Genomic DNA, 16145 nt, shown 5'->3' on the forward strand with positions numbered 1-16145 from the left:
TAGAGAACCGAGCGATCGCAGACCTTCTGCACTCCGGGGGCGGCTGGTCCGCCCCCGGACACGCGAGCCTCACGGCACCTTGACTTGGTGGTGATGAGCGACGGGCTTAAATTCCCTCACAAGATCCGCCAAGGCATTTTGCGGTTCCAGAGCATTTTGCAGTCAGGTGAAATCACCTGACGTCTGCATAAATGAGGAAAAACAAAGAGATAGGTCGGTTCAGGGTTTTCGTGAAACGGTGAACCGATCTGGGAGAAGATGATGAAACGCCGGAATTTTCTTTATGGAACGGCTGGCGCCGCGGTGGCGCTGATGGGCGGGGCTTTCACCATGCGAAACCGGCCAGGCGGCAAGGCCATGGCCGAAACCTTCGAGATCACCAGATCCGAGGATGAATGGCGCAAGGTGCTGACCCCTGAGCAATTCGCCGTATTGCGCAAGGAAGACACCGAACGCGCCTTCACAAGCCCGCTCAACACTGAAAAGCGCGCAGGCATGTTCCATTGCGCGGGTTGCGACCTGCCGGTCTATTCCTCGGAAACGAAATTCGATTCCGGCACGGGCTGGCCGAGTTTCTGGCAATCCATTCCAGACGCCATCGGCACGAAGGAGGACAACTCCTTCTTCATGACCCGGACGGAGTGCCATTGTCGCCGTTGCGGCGGGCATCTGGGGCACATTTTCGATGACGGCCCCGCTCCCACGGGCAAGCGCCATTGCATCAATGGCGTTGCCATGACCTTCAAGCCTGGGGCCACCATGCCGAGCTGAGGCTGCTGGCCTTCAATATCCGCCTTCCACCGCACGGTGGATGGCGGCGCGCAGATCTTCGATGCCCAAGCCTTTTTCTGAAGAGGTCGCGACCAGTTCGGGGAAGGCGGCGGGGCGCTTTTTCAACCGGCCATGTGTCTCTTCCACCAGCCGTGCCACCGCCGGCGGCTTGATCTTGTCCGCCTTGGTGAGCACGACCTGATAGGAGACGGCAGCCTTGTCGAGCAGGTCCATCACCTCCTCGTCGTTTTTCTTGATGCCGTGGCGCGCATCGATCAGCAGAAACACGCGTTTCAACGTCACCCGGCCCCGCAGATAGGAAAAAACAAGCTCGGTCCAGGCGTCCACCTGCGCCTTCGGCGCCTTGGCGAAGCCATAGCCCGGCATGTCGATCAATGCGATCGGCGGCATGTCGCCTTCAGCGCCGGAATAGCCATCGGGCACGAAGAAATTCAGCTCCTGGGTGCGGCCCGGCGTATTGGAGGTGCGGGCAAGTCCTTTTTGCGCAAGAAGCGCATTGATGAGAGAGGACTTTCCCACATTGGAACGCCCCGCAAAGGCCACCTCCGGTGGCCCTTCCGGCGGCAGGAATTTCATGGACGGCGCGCCGCGCAGGAATATCCAAGGCCTCAGGAAGTAGCTGCGGTCCACTTCCGTTCCATTCGTTGCAGCAGGTTCTTGCGGTACGCTCACGCTGGTTCTCCAGTCTCTATGCAAGGGCATCACGACTGCCGGGCAATTTGTCAACAGGCAGGCGCATCATTTGCCATCGGCAGGCGTTGTCGGGACCGCAACAAGAAGCCGGCTGGCTGGGCCTTCCTTCCGTGAAAGACAGGTGGAGTGAGCGATTTATCTGGAGTGTGAGGGCACGCCCGAGCGGCATGCCCCGCTTGCGCTCAGGCGGAGAGTGCGGGTTGCGGCGTATTCCAGACGCCGGTGGCCACGGTTACGCCCAGATAGGAGGAGAAATCGCGGGGTGGGCGCCCCAACACGTCCTCCACCCCATTCGACAGATATTCGTTCCGGCCATCGAAGACCTGCGTGAACAGCTCCTCCAAAAGCACGATGAAGGGTTGCGGAACTTCCTCGGCTTCAAGTCCGGAAATGAAATCCTCGACGGAGATTTCCTGGAAGGGAATGTCCCGGCCCGTCGCACGTGCGATGGCCTCAACGGCTTCCGCGAAGGTGAAAAGACGCGGGCCTGTGAGTTCGTAGCGCTTCCCGGCATGGCCCTCCTGTGTCAAAACGCGGACGGCGACTTCGGCAATGTCTTCGGCATCGATAAAGGGTTCGCGCATGGCGCCAACCGGAAGCGCCACATGTCCTGCCTGCACCGCCTCGGCCAGAAAGCTTTCTGAGAAGTTCTGAAAGAACCAGCTCGCCCGCAGCACGGTGCATGCGGTCCCGGTTTCCTCCCCAAGCGCCATGAACAGTTCCTCGGCATGGCGTGCTCCCTCCTCGCCGCGGCCGGACAAAAGCACAAGGCGCCGCACCCCGCGTTCCGCGGCGAAACGGGCGAAAGCTTCGACCGTTTCAGCCGCGCCAGGCAGCGCGAGGTCGGGAGAATAGCTCAGATAGACCGCTGAAACGCCATCCACCGCCCGCGCCCAGCTCTCGGGGTCGTTCCAATCGAAGCCAGGTCCGGCATTGCGTGCGCCGATCCGCACGGGAATGCATTGGGCTTGCAGCCGCTGCACGACGCGTCTGCCTGTCTTTCCGGTTCCGCCAGTGACCAGGACTGTGCGTTTCTGCACATCCGCAATAGCTGTCATTTCGGCCTCCATTGAAAAAGATGAGGAATACTCATATTTGCAAAAGTGATAAACTCTCATATTATTGGTGTCAAGCGAAGATGGGGAGAGCTTATGGAAACGGTGCGACTGGATGAGGCGATGCCTGCGGCACGGCGCAACCCGAGCCAGAAACGCAGCCGCGAGCGTGTGGAGCGGATTCTGGCCGTTGCGACTGAGATCATCGCGGCATCAGGCAGCGAACAGATGAAGATGAGCGAGGTGGCGCAGAAGGCCGGCATCTCGATCGGGTCGCTCTATCAGTATTTTCCGGACAAGGCGGCGATCATCCGCACGCTGGCCGAGCATTACAACGCGCAGGGACGTGAATGCATCTGCGAGGCCCTGGATGCGGTCTCGACGCCGGAGGAGCTGGCGCAGGCTTTCACGGGCCTGGTGGAGACCTATTACGCCATGTTTCTGGCGGAACCGGTCATGCGCGACATCTGGTCGGGAACACAGGCCGACAAGGCGCTCAATGCACTCGATTTCGAAGATGTGTGCGCCAATGGCGCAACGCTCGCAGCAGCGATATCGCGCGTCACATCCGGGCGAGATGCACAGGAGATTGCAGATAGTTCCCTTCTCATCATGCATCTTGGCGAAGCCACGATGCGGCTTGCCATTCAGACGGACGAGGAGGGCGGGCGCAGGCTCGTCAACCGCTTTACCGCAATGGCGCTGCGCGAGATGCTGGATCGCTGACAAAGAAGCCGCAAGGCAGTCCGGGATGCTCGGACCGATCGGGCGGACGATCATAGACGCCCACAAAGAAAAAGGCCCGCCGAAGCGGGCCTTTCGAAACATTCATTCCGCCGGTTTAGGCTTCTTCTTGAACAACCCTATCAGATTGTCCCAGAGCTCGATCTTGGCGCCCTGGCGCTTCATGATCACACCCTGCTGGACGATGGAAAGGAAGTTGTTCCAGGCCCAGTAGATCACCAGACCAGCCGGGAAGGTGGCCAGCATGAAGGTGAAGATCACGGGCATCCAGGTGAAGATCATGGCCTGCGTCGGATCGGGCGGGGTCGGGTTCATGCGCATCTGCAGGAACATCGTGATGCCCATGATGAGCGGCCAGACACCAATCATCAGGAAGCTCGGCACGTCATAGGGCAACAGGCCGAACAGGTTGAAGAGCGACGTCGGATCGGGGGCCGAAAGATCCTGAATCCAGCCGAAGAAAGGCGCATGGCGCATTTCGATCGTGACGTAGAGCACCTTGTACAGCGAGAAGAAGACGGGGATCTGGATCAGCACCGGCCAGCAGCCGGCCAGCGGATTGATCTTCTCCTTCTTGTAGAGCTCCATCATCATCTGCTGCTGCTTCATTTTGTCATCCGCATATTTTTCGCGGATTTCCATCATGGCAGGCTGAACTTTCTTCATGTTCGCCATGGACTTGTAGGATTTGTTGGCGAGCGGGAAGAAGATGAGCTTGACGATAACCGTGGTGCCGAGGATTGCCAGGCCGAAATTGCCGAGCAGCTTGAACAACGTATCGATCAGCCAGAACATCGGCTTGGTGATGAAGTAGAACCAGCCCCAGTCGATCAGGAGATCGAACTGGCGAATGCCGTTCTGCTCTTCATAGTCATTGATGCGTGCGACTTCCTTGGCGCCGGCGAAGATCAGCGTTTCGCTAGTGGCCGAAGCGCCGGCATCGACCGGGATCGGATCGGACAGGAAGTCTGACTGGTAGCGCGGCGTGCCGTCGCCCGAGTAGCTGAAGCGCGGCTGGAATTCGCGACCCGATCGCGGAACCATGGCTACGGCCCAGTATTTGTCGGTCATGCCGAGCCAGCCGTCCGAGGATTTGCCGGGGGTGATGCGCTTTTCTTCCTCCAGCTTGGAATATTTGATTTCCTGCAGTCCTTCCTCACCGGTCACGCCGATGAGGCCTTCATGAAGGATGTAGATGCCGGCAGTCTTGGGCGTGCCGATGCGCGTGGTGCGGCCGTAGCTGCGCACCTCGATCGCTGCACCCGTCGCATTCTCGATCGTGTCGGCGACCGTGAACATATAGTTCTCGTCGACGCTGATCTTGCGCTTGAAGGTCAGGCCCTTCTCATTGGTGAAGCTCAGCGTCACGGGGGTAGATGGCGTGAGGACGTCGCCTTCGGAGACCGCCCACTCGGTCGATGGGCCGGGCATCGTTCCAAGCGCGGTATCGCCCACATAGCCGGTTTCCACATAGTAGCCGTCCGGCAGAGTGGACGGGTTGAGAAGCTGGATGTTCGGCGAATCCTTTTTCACCGTCACCCGGTAGTCCTTGAGGAGCAGATCGTCGAGGCGCGCGCCGGTCAGGTTGAGCGAGCCGGACAGGCGCGGCGTCTCGATCTTCACGCGGTTGGAGCCGGCAACCGCTTCCTCGCGGGTGGCCGGGGCCTGGGCAACCGCGGAGCCGCCGGGAACGGCGGCGTTGCCGCTCGTTCCTGCCGCCGAGGGAATGTCTGCATGCTCACCACTGGCCGACGGGGTCTGCGTCGCAGCCTGCTGTTCGGCCTCGATGCGTGTCGCTTCGCGCTGGCTCTCAATGCGCGGATTCATGTAGAAGATCTGCCATACGGTCAGGATCAGCACAGAAAGCGCGATCGTGATGAGAAAATTGCGGTTGTTGTCCATCAGGTCCTCAGCCTTTTCCACGCCCCTCGGCAGGGTCTGCGATACGGCGGGAAAGCTCGTCTTTCAGGGAGGCGAACGGCGCGTCTAGCACCGCGCGCCGCGCCACGATCACATAGTCCCTGCCGGCCGCCATGTCATGGATTGCATGAATGCGGCAGGCTTCCTTGATGCGCCGGCGCACACGGTTTCTGACGACCGCATTGCCGACCTTCTTGGTTACCGTGATGCCGAGCCGGGGCGCATCCTCGTCGCCGCGATCCAGCACCTCCAGCAGAAAAAGCCGTCCACGCCGTTTTTCACCGCGGCGGACAGCCAGAAACTCGGCGCGCTTCCTGAGGCGCGCCGGATGCTGCGGGGCTGGCCGGTCCGCCATTCTTCCGGCCTCGCCTCCAGCGCTTAGGCGGAAAGCCGCTTGCGGCCACGGGCACGGCGTGCTGCGATCACGCGGCGGCCGCCGACGGTAGCCATGCGGGCACGGAAGCCGTGCCGACGCTTGCGGACGATTTTCGAGGGCTGATAAGTACGCTTCATTTGTTTTAATACCGCGGAGTGCGGCCCTTCTTTATTCTGTTTCTTGAACAGGAGCTTTCGCTTTTGGAGCCAGACCGAGGGCACGACAACGCGCCGCCGGATACAAGACCCAAGCGTGGCCGGGCTTATAGGGAGAGGCGGGCCAAAAGTCAATCAAACCGCATGAAACACACCGCATAGGCGCGGTTTGTCGCGGCTGAGATGTAAGCCGTGATTGCACGGAAGCGATCGTGCGCCGGCCATCCTTATGTTCGGGCTGCACTTTTTGCAAATGCAGCGCCTCAGTGCGTGGCTTACTCCACTACGGTCAGCTTGATCATGTCACCGGAAATGTGAAGCGTTTCCGTGCCGGGCGCGGTAGCGGTAAAGCGAATGCCGCGTGCTGGTGTTATTCCCTTGCAGTATTTCGAGTTCCTGCGCACCAGCCCGCCATCCGAATAGATGCCGAGCCTGGAGGGCGCCAACCCGTTCCAGATTTCGCCCCATTCGCGGGGCAGTTTTCCGCAATCGCCCCGCTCTCCGTGAATGATGCGGCTTTCGCCGACGGTCATCTGCAACTCGGGCTCGTAGAAGACGAGTGGAGCGTCATCGGCGGGGCCGCCGCCCCAAGGGCGCCAGTCCGATGTGATCATCGCACCGGTCGCCATTCCAAGAAAGAAGATGAGGGCGCCCACAGCCATTGCCGGCAGGAGAAACCACCCCGAAAGCGTCTGCTTCCGGCCAGGCGATGGAGCGGCTTTCGCCGGCATGTCGTCTTCCATCACCTCCTCCGGCTCCGCCTGCCTGGCACTGCGGTAAAGCCTGTTCCACTGGGCGAGCAGGTTCGGGTCTTCATCGACGCCCAGAATTTCCGCCAGAATGCGCATGCTGCGCTGCCGGGGAATATGGCGGCCGGTGCGCCAGTTGTTCAGGTTGCGCACCGCGGTCTCGAACTGATGCTGGCCGTTGCCGCGCGTCAGCTGGCAATAGCTGGCGGCAAGCGAGGCCGTGTCGGAGAAACCGGCGCGTTCGCACAACGCATCGAAAAGTTCGTGCCAGCGATCGATGTCTTCAAGTGCGCGCATTATTGCCGTCCTTTCTCATCCGTGAAGTCCAGCGGGAGAATTTCGTAGGTCTGGAGAACCTCGAAGCGCATCGGGTCCTGGAGCAGGGTAACATCCTCCATGCCGGCCGATGTGGCTGTGAAGCGTATCGCCCGCACCGTCATTTCCCTACCGCAGACATTGACCATCTTCGCAGCGAGGCCGCCATCGCTGAATGTTCCAAGGGTGCTCTCGGGCAAATCGGGCACAAGCGCCTCCCATGCGGGCGGAGAACCGTCGCAACTTCCATGTTCGCCATGCACGAGCCGCGTATCGCCCAGGGGCATGCGGACATGTGCTGCATATCCCACCTCCTGCATTGCCGATCGCTCGAAGGCTGCTGCGACAACGCTGGCGCTGATGCCCAGAACGGAGACGGCCGCCAGCATGTCCCAACGATTGATCTTCCGGCTTCCGCTATCCGGCGCCGATGCGGCTGAAAGCGGATCATGCTGATGATCGACAGGGCGCTGGCGAAACTGCGCTACGGAATAGAGGCGTTCCCAGTTGTGTTTGAGTTCGGGGTCGTCCTGCACCGCCAGGGCTTGCGAGACCGCTGCCAGATTTCGGCGCAGCGGCAGGCGTTTGCCCGCGCGCCACTGACGCAGCTTCTTCTTGGCGGCATCGAAATCTTCCTTGCTGCTGCGGCCCGAAAGGCGGCACATCTCTGCTGCGAGAGCCTGATTGTCAAAATGCCCCCGCCGGTTGCAGACTTCATCGAACAATCGGTGCCAGCAGCTATAGCCGCCCCAGTCTCCCGCAGTCACGATAGTCTCCCGCAGTCGCGATTCTTCCCCATGGCCAGTGCTTTGAAGCTATCGGCCTTCGCCCGGAATCGGAATGGAAAGAAGCCCGAATTTTCCGGTTTTTCCGAGAATGGCCCGATTTTTCAGTAGGCGCGCGCGCAGGTTGAGCGGTCTATTCGCGGCGTGGGGAGGCTCAGCTTCGTTTCGCGAGGAAAGAGCGGGTCAGACCCTTCACCCAAAGATGAGGGAAGCGCTTATGAAAACTGTACAAATCCTGCTGGCCGGCCTTGCCGCTCTCTCCGTGTCGGGCTGCGTCAGCGCCGGCAATGTGGACAAGACCGTCGAGCTTTCGGTGGGGCAGACGCGGCATCTGACGGCCTATCGCGCCGAAGGCTGCGGGGGAACGCCGCCGAGCTTCGCGGCCCTTGCGCCGCGACTGCCGAAATCGAAGGTGGTGCGCTATTCTGATGGCGGTCCGTCCAGTCGCAACAGCCGCCAGTGCGGCAAGCGGGTGCCCACACGCGCCATCAACGCGACGGGCATCGCCAAGGGTGAGGAGGTCAACCGTTATCAGGACACGATCCGCATCGTGGTTCGCTGAAGCGTTTCCGGTCGAACGGAAGCATTTAAGCCGCATCTCTCGGAGGCAGAAGGTGGTCGCGAGGGACGCGGTGAAATCGAAGACCTGACGTGCGCAGAGCTAGTCCAAAAGATTGCGCGCTTTGGGGGAAGGCGAACGAGTTTCGCCGAGGGGCCGCCGGGTGGGGTGGGCGGCCCTTTCCTATCCGACGATAACCAAAAGCAAAATGCCCGCCACAATCAACGCGCAGCCGGCAACTTCGGTTCTGTTGATGTGTTCCTTGAAGATGAAAACCGAGGACGCGAATGTGAAGATCATCTCGATCTGCGCCAGCGCCTTCACGATCGCGGCTTGCTGCAATGTCATGGCCGAGAACCAGCCGAGTGATGCAGATGCCCCGACGAAGCCGACGAAGAGCGAAGGCTTCCAGGCCTTGGCGATGCGGACCACCTCGGAACTGTCCTTCCAAAGCATGTAGGCCAGCATGATCAGCGTCTGAAACGAGATGGTGACGGCCAGCGTCATGGCTGCCTGCATAAGATAGTTCGGTCCGCCGAGCGAGAGGGACGCGCCGCGATAGGCGACCGCCGCAACGCCGAACAGCGTGCCGGAGGCAAGTCCGATGAGCGCGTTGCGGCTGACGAGCGAGGCGAACAGATTGCGCCAGCTCATCGTCACGCGAGCCACCGAGATCAGCATTACCCCCACCACGGTGACGGCGATGGCAAGCAAAGCGCCCGGCCGTACGACTTCTCCCAAAAGAACGAGGCCGAAAATCGCGGCCTGCGCGGGCTCCGTGCGCGAATAGGCGGTACCCACCGCGAAATTCCGGAAAGAAAAAAGATAGATCAGCAGGAATTGCGCCGCAATCTGGCCAAGTCCGCCGATCACGATCCAGGTGAGAAAGGTGCCGTTGAGCGCAGGAATCGGAAAACCGGCGAAGCGATGCAGGCAGGCCACGAGCAGAATGGCGAAGGGCATGCCGAAACCGAAACGAACGAAGGTCGCGCCGGTTGTACCCAGCACGCCTTTGAGATGTTTTTGCCCCACGGAACGCAGGTTCTGCAGGAAGGCGGCGGCAATTGTTATCGGGATCCATAATTCCATGGAATGCCTGTTCTGCCGCTATGCGTAAGGCGGCAAGGGGCAGGGGGCGGGGAAGCTGTGGTCCAGAACCGGGGAGGCCCTGATGCCAGAAGCATTCGGGCAACCCTGCGGAGATTGCACGCAGCCATGGGGCTTGCCATAAGGATGTCATGACAAATCAACCCTCCCGCGAGCGCTTCGCCCATATCACCGACTGGGTGTTCGACCTCGACAACACGCTCTATCCCCATCACACCAATCTGTTCTCGCAGATCGATGTGCGCATGACGGCCTATGTCTCGGATCTTCTGCAGATGAACCGGGAGGAGGCGCGCAGCCTGCAGAAGGAGCTTTATCGCGAATATGGCACCACGTTGAACGGGCTGATGACGCGTTATGAGATAGACCCCGACGATTTCCTGCAGAAGGTGCACGACATCGATTATTCCTGGGTCGCGCCCGATCCGAGCCTTGGCGAGGCGATCAAGGCTCTGCCCGGCCGCAAGTTCATCTTCACCAATGGCGACCGGGGCCATGCCGAGCGCACCGCGCGCCAATTGGGCGTGCTCGACCAGTTCGACGATATTTTCGACATCGTTGCCGCAGGCCTTGTGCCAAAACCTGCGGCTGCCACCTATGACCGCTTCATGGCTCTGCACCGGGTGGCCGGTCCGAATGCGGCGATGTTCGAGGATCTGGCGCGCAATCTTGCCGTGCCCAAGAAGAGCGGCATGACAACGGTCCTTGTGGTGCCGAACAACTTTGAACCCACTTTTTCCGAAATATGGGAACAGGATGCGGACGAGGAGGACGATGTCGATTTCGTCACCGACGACCTCGCCTCTTTCCTGCGCTCGGTGATCGGGACCTGACCGCATGCGTCGCTTTACGTCGCTTGAGGCGCGCATCGATGCGGCCGCGCACCGGGTGCTCGACGCGCTGCCGCGCCACGGCCTTTCGGGCGCTCTGGTCGAGTTCCTCGTCTTCGGCCTGAAACAGGCGTGGGCCTGCCTCTTCGGCGGTCTGCTCCTCGCGTTGATCATCGCGACCCACTATGTATGGCCCAGGGATGCGCTGCTCGCGCGCTACGATTTTCTCTTTCTGGCCGCGCTCGGCATTCAGGTCGCCATGCTGGCTGGCCGGCTTGAAACCTTTTCCGAAGCGAAGGTCATCCTGATTTTCCATGTGGTCGGCACGGCGATGGAGGTTTTCAAGACCTCGGTCGGCTCATGGATTTATCCCGAGGACAGCTTCTTCCACATCGGCCCCGTGCCGCTGTTTTCCGGTTTCATGTACGCGGCGGTGGGTTCCTATCTGGCGCGTGTCAGCCGCATTTTCGACATGCGCTACACGAATTACCCGCCATTATGGACGACGGTCCTGCTGGCGGTCGGAATTTATGTGAACTTCTTCGCCCACCACTACACGGTGGATATCCGCTATGGCCTGTTTGCGCTGACGGCAGTGCTTTATCTGCGCACGGTGGTGCACTACCGGGTGTTCCGCTTTCGTCACCGGATGCCACTGCTGCTGGGGTTTCTCCTGGTTGCACTCTTCATCTGGTTCGCTGAGAATATCGGCACATGGTCGCGCGCCTGGATCTACCCTTCCCAGTCCCATAGCTGGACCCCGGTTTCGCTCGGCAAACTGGGGGCCTGGTATCTTCTGATGATCATCTCTTTCGTACTGGTCTCGTTGGTGCACCGCCCGACCGAACCGGACATTGAGGAACGAGACCCGAAATGAAACGGCGAGGCCCAAAACCGGCCTCGCCGCTTGAAGGAGTTGTCAGGTAAAATCATCCAGGTCCGCATGGATGCGGGAAAACAGGAAGATTGAACCGAAGAGACAGGGAACCGGGCTTATTTGCCGTGGCTGTGGCCGGAGTGATCCATGGCCGGTCCGTCGCCGCGGGCCGAGCCTACAGCCAGTTCCAGTTCCACTTTTCCGGCTTTCTCGAACTCCAGCGTCACCGGAACCGAAGCGCCTTCCTGAAACGGCTTCGCCACCTGCATGAACATGATGTGCAGCCCGCCGGGCTTCAGCGTCACGGTTTCGCCTGCTGGAATTTCGAGCCCTCCCTCGACGGGACGCATGACCATCACATCGTTCTTCATCTCCATCGTATGCACTTCCACCTTGCCGGCGGCGGAAGACGAGATGCCGACGAGCCGGTCAGACGCGTCGCCGGTGTTTTCGATGGTAAGATAGCCGCCGCCAGACGGTTGTCCGGGCAGCATGGCGCGTGCGCGCGCCTCCGTGATCCTGAGATCGCCGGCCGCAACCTGTGCTAGGGCCATATGATCATGGGCCTGTGCCGCACCCATATGCTCGTGCGCCTGTGCAGCACCATGGCCGTGGTGCCCCGCGGCCGGTTCCGCAGCCAGGATCGTCAGGCCGGGTGCGGGGTTCTCAAGCGCGTGCGCATCCTGCCCTTCGGCCGGAATGTCGGTCCAGGTCACTTCGCCGTCGGCGCATTTCTGAACGGTCTTGAAGAAGAGCTTTTCGCCTGCTTCCACCCCGGACAAGGTGCCGCGCAAGGAGAATTCGTCGAATTGATCATCCGGCAGGTCGCCGCCGCTCCAACTGACGGCTTTCACGCCGCTCATAACCGGCTTCCCGTGGGAAGAGTAGGATTTTGCATAGTCGCCGGTCTCGACATTGATGGTCCAACCGGGCTTCGGCATCGGCTTCACCGATATGAACCCTTCCGGAACCTCGACATGCACCGAATTGGTGGCTTGTCCGGCGCACCCGTGAGGAATGACGAGCACGGCCTTGTAGCTGCCGGGTTTGGCGGCAGGGGTCTCCAGCACGGCATGGGCACCGGCACTGGAAATGGAAAACAGGGGCAGCAGGGTTGCCGCCGAAGCGAAAAGAAACTGGCGCATGATTGGCCTTTCAGGTCTGAATATGGGGTCTGTCCCGGCGGTGCCGGGTGCAAGCGTTCAGACTGGAAGGGGCGGTGCGCGGATCGAGGGGGGTGGATCGTTCGTCCGCGCGGCAGGCACATGAAGCGCCCAATGCGGTTCGGCGGGAACGGCGACGGGTGAGGGAAGGCCGATCGCGGCGGGCGAGGCCGGGGCGCTGGCGACGATCTGGAAGCTGCAGGAATGGCCCGTCAGGCAGAGTGGACACTCGATATTGCGCGGGTGCTCGCGATTGTTGTCGCCTGTGGTGCCCACCCCATAGGTGGTGCAGATGACGAAGCCGCCGGGTGTCGCCGTTGCGGCAGCCGCCAGAAGCGGCTGCAGGGCGTTGAGAAAAAGCGCAAGAAACCCGACCGCCGCGAACAGGCCTGCATCGCGGCGCAGGCTTTCGAACCAGCTTGTGCGGACCTCTCCCTTGCGCATGGCTCAGGCACTAGCCCAATGCGCGGCGCTACGCCAGCCCGCAAGATGCGGGAAAGCTTGCGACATGGACGCGCGGTCCGCCGTTTCCGGCAATCCGAGCGGCGCCGTTCTAAAGCTCGTAAAACTCCGCGACCTTTGCCCAGGCTTCCTCGGCTGTATCGACGAACGTAATGAGCTGGTCGTCTCCGGGCGAGATGGTGCCCTGTTCGGCAAGGAAGGCGAGGTTGATCGCGTTCTGCCAGAATTCTTTGCCGAAAAGCAGGACCGGGACGCGTTCCATACGCCCGGTCTGGATCAGCGTCAGGGATTCGAACAGTTCGTCCATCGTGCCGAAGCCGCCGGGAAACACGGCCACCGCCTTCGCCCGCATCATGAAATGCATCTTGCGGACCGCGAAATAGTGGAAATTGAAGCACAGGTCCGGCGTGACATATTTGTTCGGAGCCTGCTCATGGGGCAGCACGATGTTGAGGCCGATGGTCGGCGCGCCGCAATCGGCAGCACCGCGGTTTCCGGCTTCCATCACGCCGGGCCCGCCGCCCGTCACCACCACATATTCCCGATAATAGGACTTGGCCGATTCTTCCGAGCAGAGCCGGGCAAAGCGCCGGGCTTCCTCGTAGTAGCGGCTGTTCTTCTCGAGGTTCTTGCGCTGGGTTTCGTTCTTGGCTGCCCATGCATCGCCGCCCGGTTCTGGCAGACGCGCGCCCCCGAACAGGATGACCGTCGAACGGATGCCGCGTTCGGCGAGTGCCATCTCGGGCTTGAGCAGTTCAAGCTGCAACCGGACGGCGCGCAATTCGCGGCGCGTCATGAACTCCTCGTCGTCCCAGGCGAGCCTGTAGGTCTGGGCGCGGGTCTGCGGTGTGTCGGGAACCTGGCGTGCGCGTTTCAGGTCTTCGTCCGAATGCGGAAGCGGCGTCCAGCCATTCTTGTCGGTCGTATCCATGAATCCTGTCTTTTCGTCTTCTTGGCGCGGTCCCTCGCGCCATCGCGAGATTGACCCCTTGGGGCGGTTCGAATAGGTTCCGCGCGGCCTTGGGTCCAATCCCAAATTATGGCTGAGCCCTTAACAGCTTGTTCAATGGAGCCGCAAGCATGACGAAGACGGATGTCGCCGCGCTGGAAAAGACAATCGAGAAGGCTTTTGACGAGCGTGACGGCGTCTCGACCTCGACCCGCGGGGAAATCCGTGATGCGGTCGAGACAGCTCTTCTGTTGCTTGACGGTGGCAAGGCGCGCGTTGCCGAGCGCCAGGATGACGGCTCCTGGAAAGTGAACCAGTGGCTCAAGAAGGCGGTGCTTCTCTCCTTCCGCCTGAACCCGATGGAAGTCATCAAGGGCGGCCCTGGCGATTCGGTCTGGTGGGATAAGGTTCCCTCCAAGTTCGATGGGTGGAGCGCCAACGAGTTCGAGAAGGCGGGCCTGCGCGCCGTTCCCAATGCGGTGGTGCGTCGCTCGGCCTATGTGGCGCCGGGCGTGGTTCTGATGCCGTCCTTCGTCAATCTCGGCGCCTATGTGGGCGAGGGCACCATGGTCGATACCTGGGCGACGGTCGGCTCCTGTGCGCAGATCGGCCGGAATGTCCATTTGTCCGGCGGTGTCGGCATTGGCGGTGTTCTGGAGCCGATGCAGGCCGGCCCCACCATCATTGAGGACAATTGCTTCATCGGTGCCCGCTCTGAAGTGGTCGAGGGCTGCATCATTCGCGAGGGTTCGGTCCTTGGCATGGGTGTCTTCATCGGCAAGTCGACCAAGATCGTCGATCGCGCCACGGGCGATGTCTTCTATGGGGAAGTGCCTCCCTATTCGGTGGTTGTCGCCGGAACCATGCCAGGCAAGCCCATGGGCAATGGCGAACCGGGGCCGGGCCTTTATTGCGCCGTCATCGTGAAGCGCGTCGATGAAAAGACACGCTCCAAGACGTCCATCAACGAGCTCCTGCGCGACTGATCGGAACCGCTTCGATGATGCAGAAGGGACAGATCAGCTGGCTGTTCTTCGGCTTTTCCGGCAGGGTGAGCCGCGCCGCCTTCTTCCTGGCGGGGCTCCTGCTGGCAATTATGCAGGCTTTCACCCTTTACCGGTTCACGCTCGAGCCGGAAGGCAGCGGTGCAAGCGGCCTCTGGGCGATTTCCTTCTGGGCGCTGTTCTTCGTTTCGGTCTATTCCTCCGTCGCTCTCGGCGTGAAACGACTGCATGATTTCGGCAAGCCCGGCATTTTCGCGGTTGCCCTGTTCATCCCGATGGTGTCGATCCTCGCTTTCATCATCCTGTGCGTCTATCCCGGCGACACTGGCGCAAACATTTATGGCCGGCGGACCAACGCACCGAAGGATTGAGGCGCAACTGGCCCGTGACAGCCGCATACGGTTCTATTATCCCTTTTCATCATGACACTTCCGACCGATCCCGCCGCCAATCTTGCCGAACTCATCCGCTGCCCGTCCGTTACCCCGGCCGAGGGCAATGCGCTTTCCGTGCTTTCGGGCATGCTGAAGGCGTTTGACTGCACGGTTGAGCGCCCCGTTTTTTCCGATGAGGATACGCCCGACGTAGAAAATCTATACGCGCGCCTGTCCGGCAACGGCCCGCATCTGATGTTTGCCGGCCATACGGATGTCGTCCCCCCCGGCGACGAAGCGGCCTGGACCCATCCGCCCTTTGAAGCCGTGGTGGCGAATGGCGAGATGTATGGGCGCGGCGCGGTCGACATGAAGGGCGGCATCGCCTGTTTCGTTGCCGCGCTCGCGCGCTACGTGGAACGGCATGGCAGGCCGCGCGGCTCGGTTTCTTTCCTGATCACGGGGGATGAGGAAGGACCGGCAATCAACGGAACGGTAAAACTGCTCGAATGGGCGGCTGCCCGCGGTGAGAGTTGGGACGCGGCCATTGTTGGCGAGCCGACCAATCCCGAAAAGCTCGGCGACATGATCAAGATCGGCCGCCGTGGCTCGCTCTCCGGCCGCATCACCGTTACCGGCACACAGGGCCATGTGGCTTATCCGCATCTGGCCGACAATCCGGTGCGCGGCATGGTCGCGTTGCTCGATGCGCTGCTTTCGCCACCCCTCGATGAGGGAACGGAGGATTTCCAGGCGACGAACCTGGAGATCACCACCGTCGACGTGGGCAATAAGGCGACCAACGTCATTCCGGCGAAGGCGTCCGCCACCTTCAATATCCGTTTCAATGACAGCTGGAGCGCTGAAAGCCTTCAGGCGGAAATCCACAATCGTCTCGATCGGGCCGCCGAGGAAAACCGGCTGCGGCCGGGCCGCGAGGAACCTGCCGCCTTCGATCTCGAATGGTTGGGGCGTGCAAGCCCGGTGTTCCTGACTCGGGATGAAAAACTAATCGACACACTTTCGGCTTCCGTGGAGGTCGTGACCGGGTCCCGCCCCGGGCTTTCCACGTCCGGCGGCACCTCGGATGCCCGCTTCATCAAGGATTATTGTCCGGTGGTGGAATTCGGTCTCGTCGGCCAGACCATGCATATGGTGGACGAGCGCGTCGCGGTCGCCGATCTGGAGACATTGACGCAGATTTATCTGCGTTTCCTCGAAGACTGGTTTGCCTGA

Annotated in this window: 19 protein-coding genes; 8 read left to right on the forward strand and 11 right to left on the reverse strand. The window is 61.1% G+C overall.

All coding sequences use genetic code 11. From position 1 onward, the window contains the following. The first annotated feature begins 261 nt into the window (after positions 1–261). Positions 262–771, forward strand: coding sequence for a peptide-methionine (R)-S-oxide reductase MsrB (msrB, locus tag NA8A_RS16830; protein ID WP_009451563.1), 510 nt, complete (start codon positions 262–264; stop codon positions 769–771). 12 nt (positions 772–783) lie between these two features. Here the strand turns inward: msrB and yihA are convergent, their stop codons facing one another. Together yihA and NA8A_RS16840 are read right to left on the reverse strand one after the other, a co-directional pair. Continuing rightward, positions 784–1464: a ribosome biogenesis GTP-binding protein YihA/YsxC gene (yihA, locus tag NA8A_RS16835; protein ID WP_009451565.1), complete on the reverse strand. Its 681-nt coding sequence runs from the start codon at positions 1462–1464 to the stop codon at positions 784–786. A gap of 203 nt (positions 1465–1667) precedes the next feature. Next, on the reverse strand, positions 1668–2543 hold the full coding sequence (locus NA8A_RS16840) for an NmrA family NAD(P)-binding protein (RefSeq protein WP_143088049.1): 876 nt from the start codon (positions 2541–2543) through the stop codon (positions 1668–1670). Between the two features lie 93 nt (positions 2544–2636). Here NA8A_RS16840 and NA8A_RS16845 point away from each other — a divergent pair, with 93 nt between their 5' ends. After that, positions 2637–3266 (forward strand): TetR/AcrR family transcriptional regulator, encoded by a 630-nt coding sequence (locus tag NA8A_RS16845; protein ID WP_009451567.1) that lies wholly within the window; start codon positions 2637–2639, stop codon positions 3264–3266. A gap of 102 nt (positions 3267–3368) precedes the next feature. Here the strand turns inward: NA8A_RS16845 and yidC are convergent, their stop codons facing one another. From yidC to NA8A_RS24415, 5 genes are all read right to left on the reverse strand, one after another. Next, positions 3369–5186 (reverse strand): membrane protein insertase YidC, encoded by a 1818-nt coding sequence (gene yidC / locus NA8A_RS16850; protein WP_009451568.1) that lies wholly within the window; start codon positions 5184–5186, stop codon positions 3369–3371. 7 nt (positions 5187–5193) lie between these two features. Beyond that, positions 5194–5559: a ribonuclease P protein component gene (gene rnpA, locus NA8A_RS16855; RefSeq protein WP_009451569.1), complete on the reverse strand. Its 366-nt coding sequence runs from the start codon at positions 5557–5559 to the stop codon at positions 5194–5196. Between the two features lie 23 nt (positions 5560–5582). Continuing rightward, entirely contained in the window at positions 5583–5717 is a 135-nt protein-coding gene (gene rpmH, locus NA8A_RS16860; protein ID WP_009451570.1) for a 50S ribosomal protein L34, read from the reverse strand. Positions 5718–6010: 293 nt separating this feature from the next. Then, the gene (locus NA8A_RS16865; protein WP_009451571.1) at positions 6011–6781 is read right to left on the reverse strand and encodes a hypothetical protein; all 771 of its coding nucleotides are present in this window, start codon (positions 6779–6781) and stop codon (positions 6011–6013) included. Beyond that, positions 6781–7566 carry a hypothetical protein gene (locus tag NA8A_RS24415; RefSeq protein ID WP_143088051.1) on the reverse strand — a complete coding sequence of 262 codons (786 nt, stop codon included), beginning with the start codon at positions 7564–7566 and terminating at the stop codon, positions 6781–6783. Before NA8A_RS24415 ends, NA8A_RS16865 begins: the two co-directional genes overlap by 1 nt. Positions 7567–7801: 235 nt before the next feature. On the opposite strand from NA8A_RS24415, the gene NA8A_RS16875 reads away from it, so the two are divergent. Continuing rightward, complete coding sequence (locus NA8A_RS16875; protein WP_009451573.1) at positions 7802–8146, forward strand: hypothetical protein; 345 nt, start codon at positions 7802–7804, stop codon at positions 8144–8146. A 180-nt stretch (positions 8147–8326) separates the two neighbouring features. Here NA8A_RS16875 and NA8A_RS16880 read toward each other — a convergent pair whose 3' ends face one another. Continuing rightward, positions 8327–9232 carry a DMT family transporter gene (locus NA8A_RS16880; RefSeq protein WP_009451574.1) on the reverse strand — a complete coding sequence of 302 codons (906 nt, stop codon included), beginning with the start codon at positions 9230–9232 and terminating at the stop codon, positions 8327–8329. A 149-nt stretch (positions 9233–9381) separates the two neighbouring features. Here NA8A_RS16880 and NA8A_RS16885 point away from each other — a divergent pair, with 149 nt between their 5' ends. Next, entirely contained in the window at positions 9382–10083 is a 702-nt protein-coding gene (locus tag NA8A_RS16885; protein WP_009451575.1) for a pyrimidine 5'-nucleotidase, read from the forward strand. 4 nt (positions 10084–10087) lie between these two features. Beyond that, positions 10088–10957: a DUF817 domain-containing protein gene (locus NA8A_RS16890; RefSeq protein WP_009451576.1), complete on the forward strand. Its 870-nt coding sequence runs from the start codon at positions 10088–10090 to the stop codon at positions 10955–10957. Positions 10958–11073: 116 nt separating this feature from the next. Here NA8A_RS16890 and NA8A_RS16895 read toward each other — a convergent pair whose 3' ends face one another. From NA8A_RS16895 to NA8A_RS16905, 3 genes are all read right to left on the reverse strand, one after another. Further along, a complete protein-coding gene (locus NA8A_RS16895) occupies positions 11074–12102 on the reverse strand; it encodes a DUF1775 domain-containing protein (RefSeq protein ID WP_009451577.1) in 1029 nt (342 codons plus the stop codon). A gap of 57 nt (positions 12103–12159) precedes the next feature. Then, on the reverse strand, positions 12160–12564 hold the full coding sequence (locus tag NA8A_RS16900; RefSeq protein ID WP_009451578.1) for a DUF2946 family protein: 405 nt from the start codon (positions 12562–12564) through the stop codon (positions 12160–12162). Between the two features lie 109 nt (positions 12565–12673). After that, positions 12674–13513, reverse strand: coding sequence for an LOG family protein (locus tag NA8A_RS16905; RefSeq protein ID WP_009451579.1), 840 nt, complete (start codon positions 13511–13513; stop codon positions 12674–12676). A 149-nt stretch (positions 13514–13662) separates the two neighbouring features. On the opposite strand from NA8A_RS16905, the gene dapD reads away from it, so the two are divergent. Genes dapD through dapE form a run of 3 tightly spaced genes read left to right on the forward strand, consistent with a single transcriptional unit; the run spans position 13663 to position 16145 of the window. Next, on the forward strand, positions 13663–14517 hold the full coding sequence (gene dapD, locus NA8A_RS16910; RefSeq protein ID WP_009451580.1) for a 2,3,4,5-tetrahydropyridine-2,6-dicarboxylate N-succinyltransferase: 855 nt from the start codon (positions 13663–13665) through the stop codon (positions 14515–14517). 14 nt (positions 14518–14531) lie between these two features. After that, on the forward strand, positions 14532–14906 hold the full coding sequence (locus NA8A_RS16915) for a DUF805 domain-containing protein (protein ID WP_009451581.1): 375 nt from the start codon (positions 14532–14534) through the stop codon (positions 14904–14906). 51 nt (positions 14907–14957) lie between these two features. Beyond that, a complete protein-coding gene (gene dapE / locus NA8A_RS16920; RefSeq protein ID WP_009451582.1) occupies positions 14958–16145 on the forward strand; it encodes a succinyl-diaminopimelate desuccinylase in 1188 nt (395 codons plus the stop codon).

The sequence above is a fragment of the Nitratireductor indicus C115 genome (assembly GCF_000300515.1).
GTDB lineage: Bacteria > Pseudomonadota > Alphaproteobacteria > Rhizobiales > Rhizobiaceae > Nitratireductor > Nitratireductor indicus.

Excerpts from the sequence above, each read along its gene's own strand:
- NA8A_RS16880 (WP_009451574.1), bottom strand. The coding sequence starts at position 9,232 with ATGGAATTATGGATCCCGATAACAATTGCCGCCGCCTTCCTGCAGAAC.
- rnpA (WP_009451569.1), bottom strand. The coding sequence starts at position 5,559 with ATGGCGGACCGGCCAGCCCCGCAGCATCCGGCGCGCCTCAGGAAGCGC.
- NA8A_RS16885 (WP_009451575.1), top strand. The coding sequence starts at position 9,382 with ATGACAAATCAACCCTCCCGCGAGCGCTTCGCCCATATCACCGACTGG.
- yidC (WP_009451568.1), bottom strand. The coding sequence starts at position 5,186 with ATGGACAACAACCGCAATTTTCTCATCACGATCGCGCTTTCTGTGCTG.
- NA8A_RS16845 (WP_009451567.1), top strand. The coding sequence starts at position 2,637 with ATGGAAACGGTGCGACTGGATGAGGCGATGCCTGCGGCACGGCGCAAC.
- NA8A_RS16905 (WP_009451579.1), bottom strand. The coding sequence starts at position 13,513 with ATGGATACGACCGACAAGAATGGCTGGACGCCGCTTCCGCATTCGGAC.
- NA8A_RS16900 (WP_009451578.1), bottom strand. The coding sequence starts at position 12,564 with ATGCGCAAGGGAGAGGTCCGCACAAGCTGGTTCGAAAGCCTGCGCCGC.
- NA8A_RS16840 (WP_143088049.1), bottom strand. The coding sequence starts at position 2,543 with ATGACAGCTATTGCGGATGTGCAGAAACGCACAGTCCTGGTCACTGGC.
- NA8A_RS16890 (WP_009451576.1), top strand. The coding sequence starts at position 10,088 with ATGCGTCGCTTTACGTCGCTTGAGGCGCGCATCGATGCGGCCGCGCAC.
- rpmH (WP_009451570.1), bottom strand. The coding sequence starts at position 5,717 with ATGAAGCGTACTTATCAGCCCTCGAAAATCGTCCGCAAGCGTCGGCAC.
- NA8A_RS16915 (WP_009451581.1), top strand. The coding sequence starts at position 14,532 with ATGATGCAGAAGGGACAGATCAGCTGGCTGTTCTTCGGCTTTTCCGGC.
- NA8A_RS16875 (WP_009451573.1), top strand. The coding sequence starts at position 7,802 with ATGAAAACTGTACAAATCCTGCTGGCCGGCCTTGCCGCTCTCTCCGTG.
- NA8A_RS16895 (WP_009451577.1), bottom strand. The coding sequence starts at position 12,102 with ATGCGCCAGTTTCTTTTCGCTTCGGCGGCAACCCTGCTGCCCCTGTTT.
- NA8A_RS16865 (WP_009451571.1), bottom strand. The coding sequence starts at position 6,781 with ATGCGCGCACTTGAAGACATCGATCGCTGGCACGAACTTTTCGATGCG.
- dapE (WP_009451582.1), top strand. The coding sequence starts at position 14,958 with ATGACACTTCCGACCGATCCCGCCGCCAATCTTGCCGAACTCATCCGC.
- msrB (WP_009451563.1), top strand. The coding sequence starts at position 262 with ATGAAACGCCGGAATTTTCTTTATGGAACGGCTGGCGCCGCGGTGGCG.
- dapD (WP_009451580.1), top strand. The coding sequence starts at position 13,663 with ATGACGAAGACGGATGTCGCCGCGCTGGAAAAGACAATCGAGAAGGCT.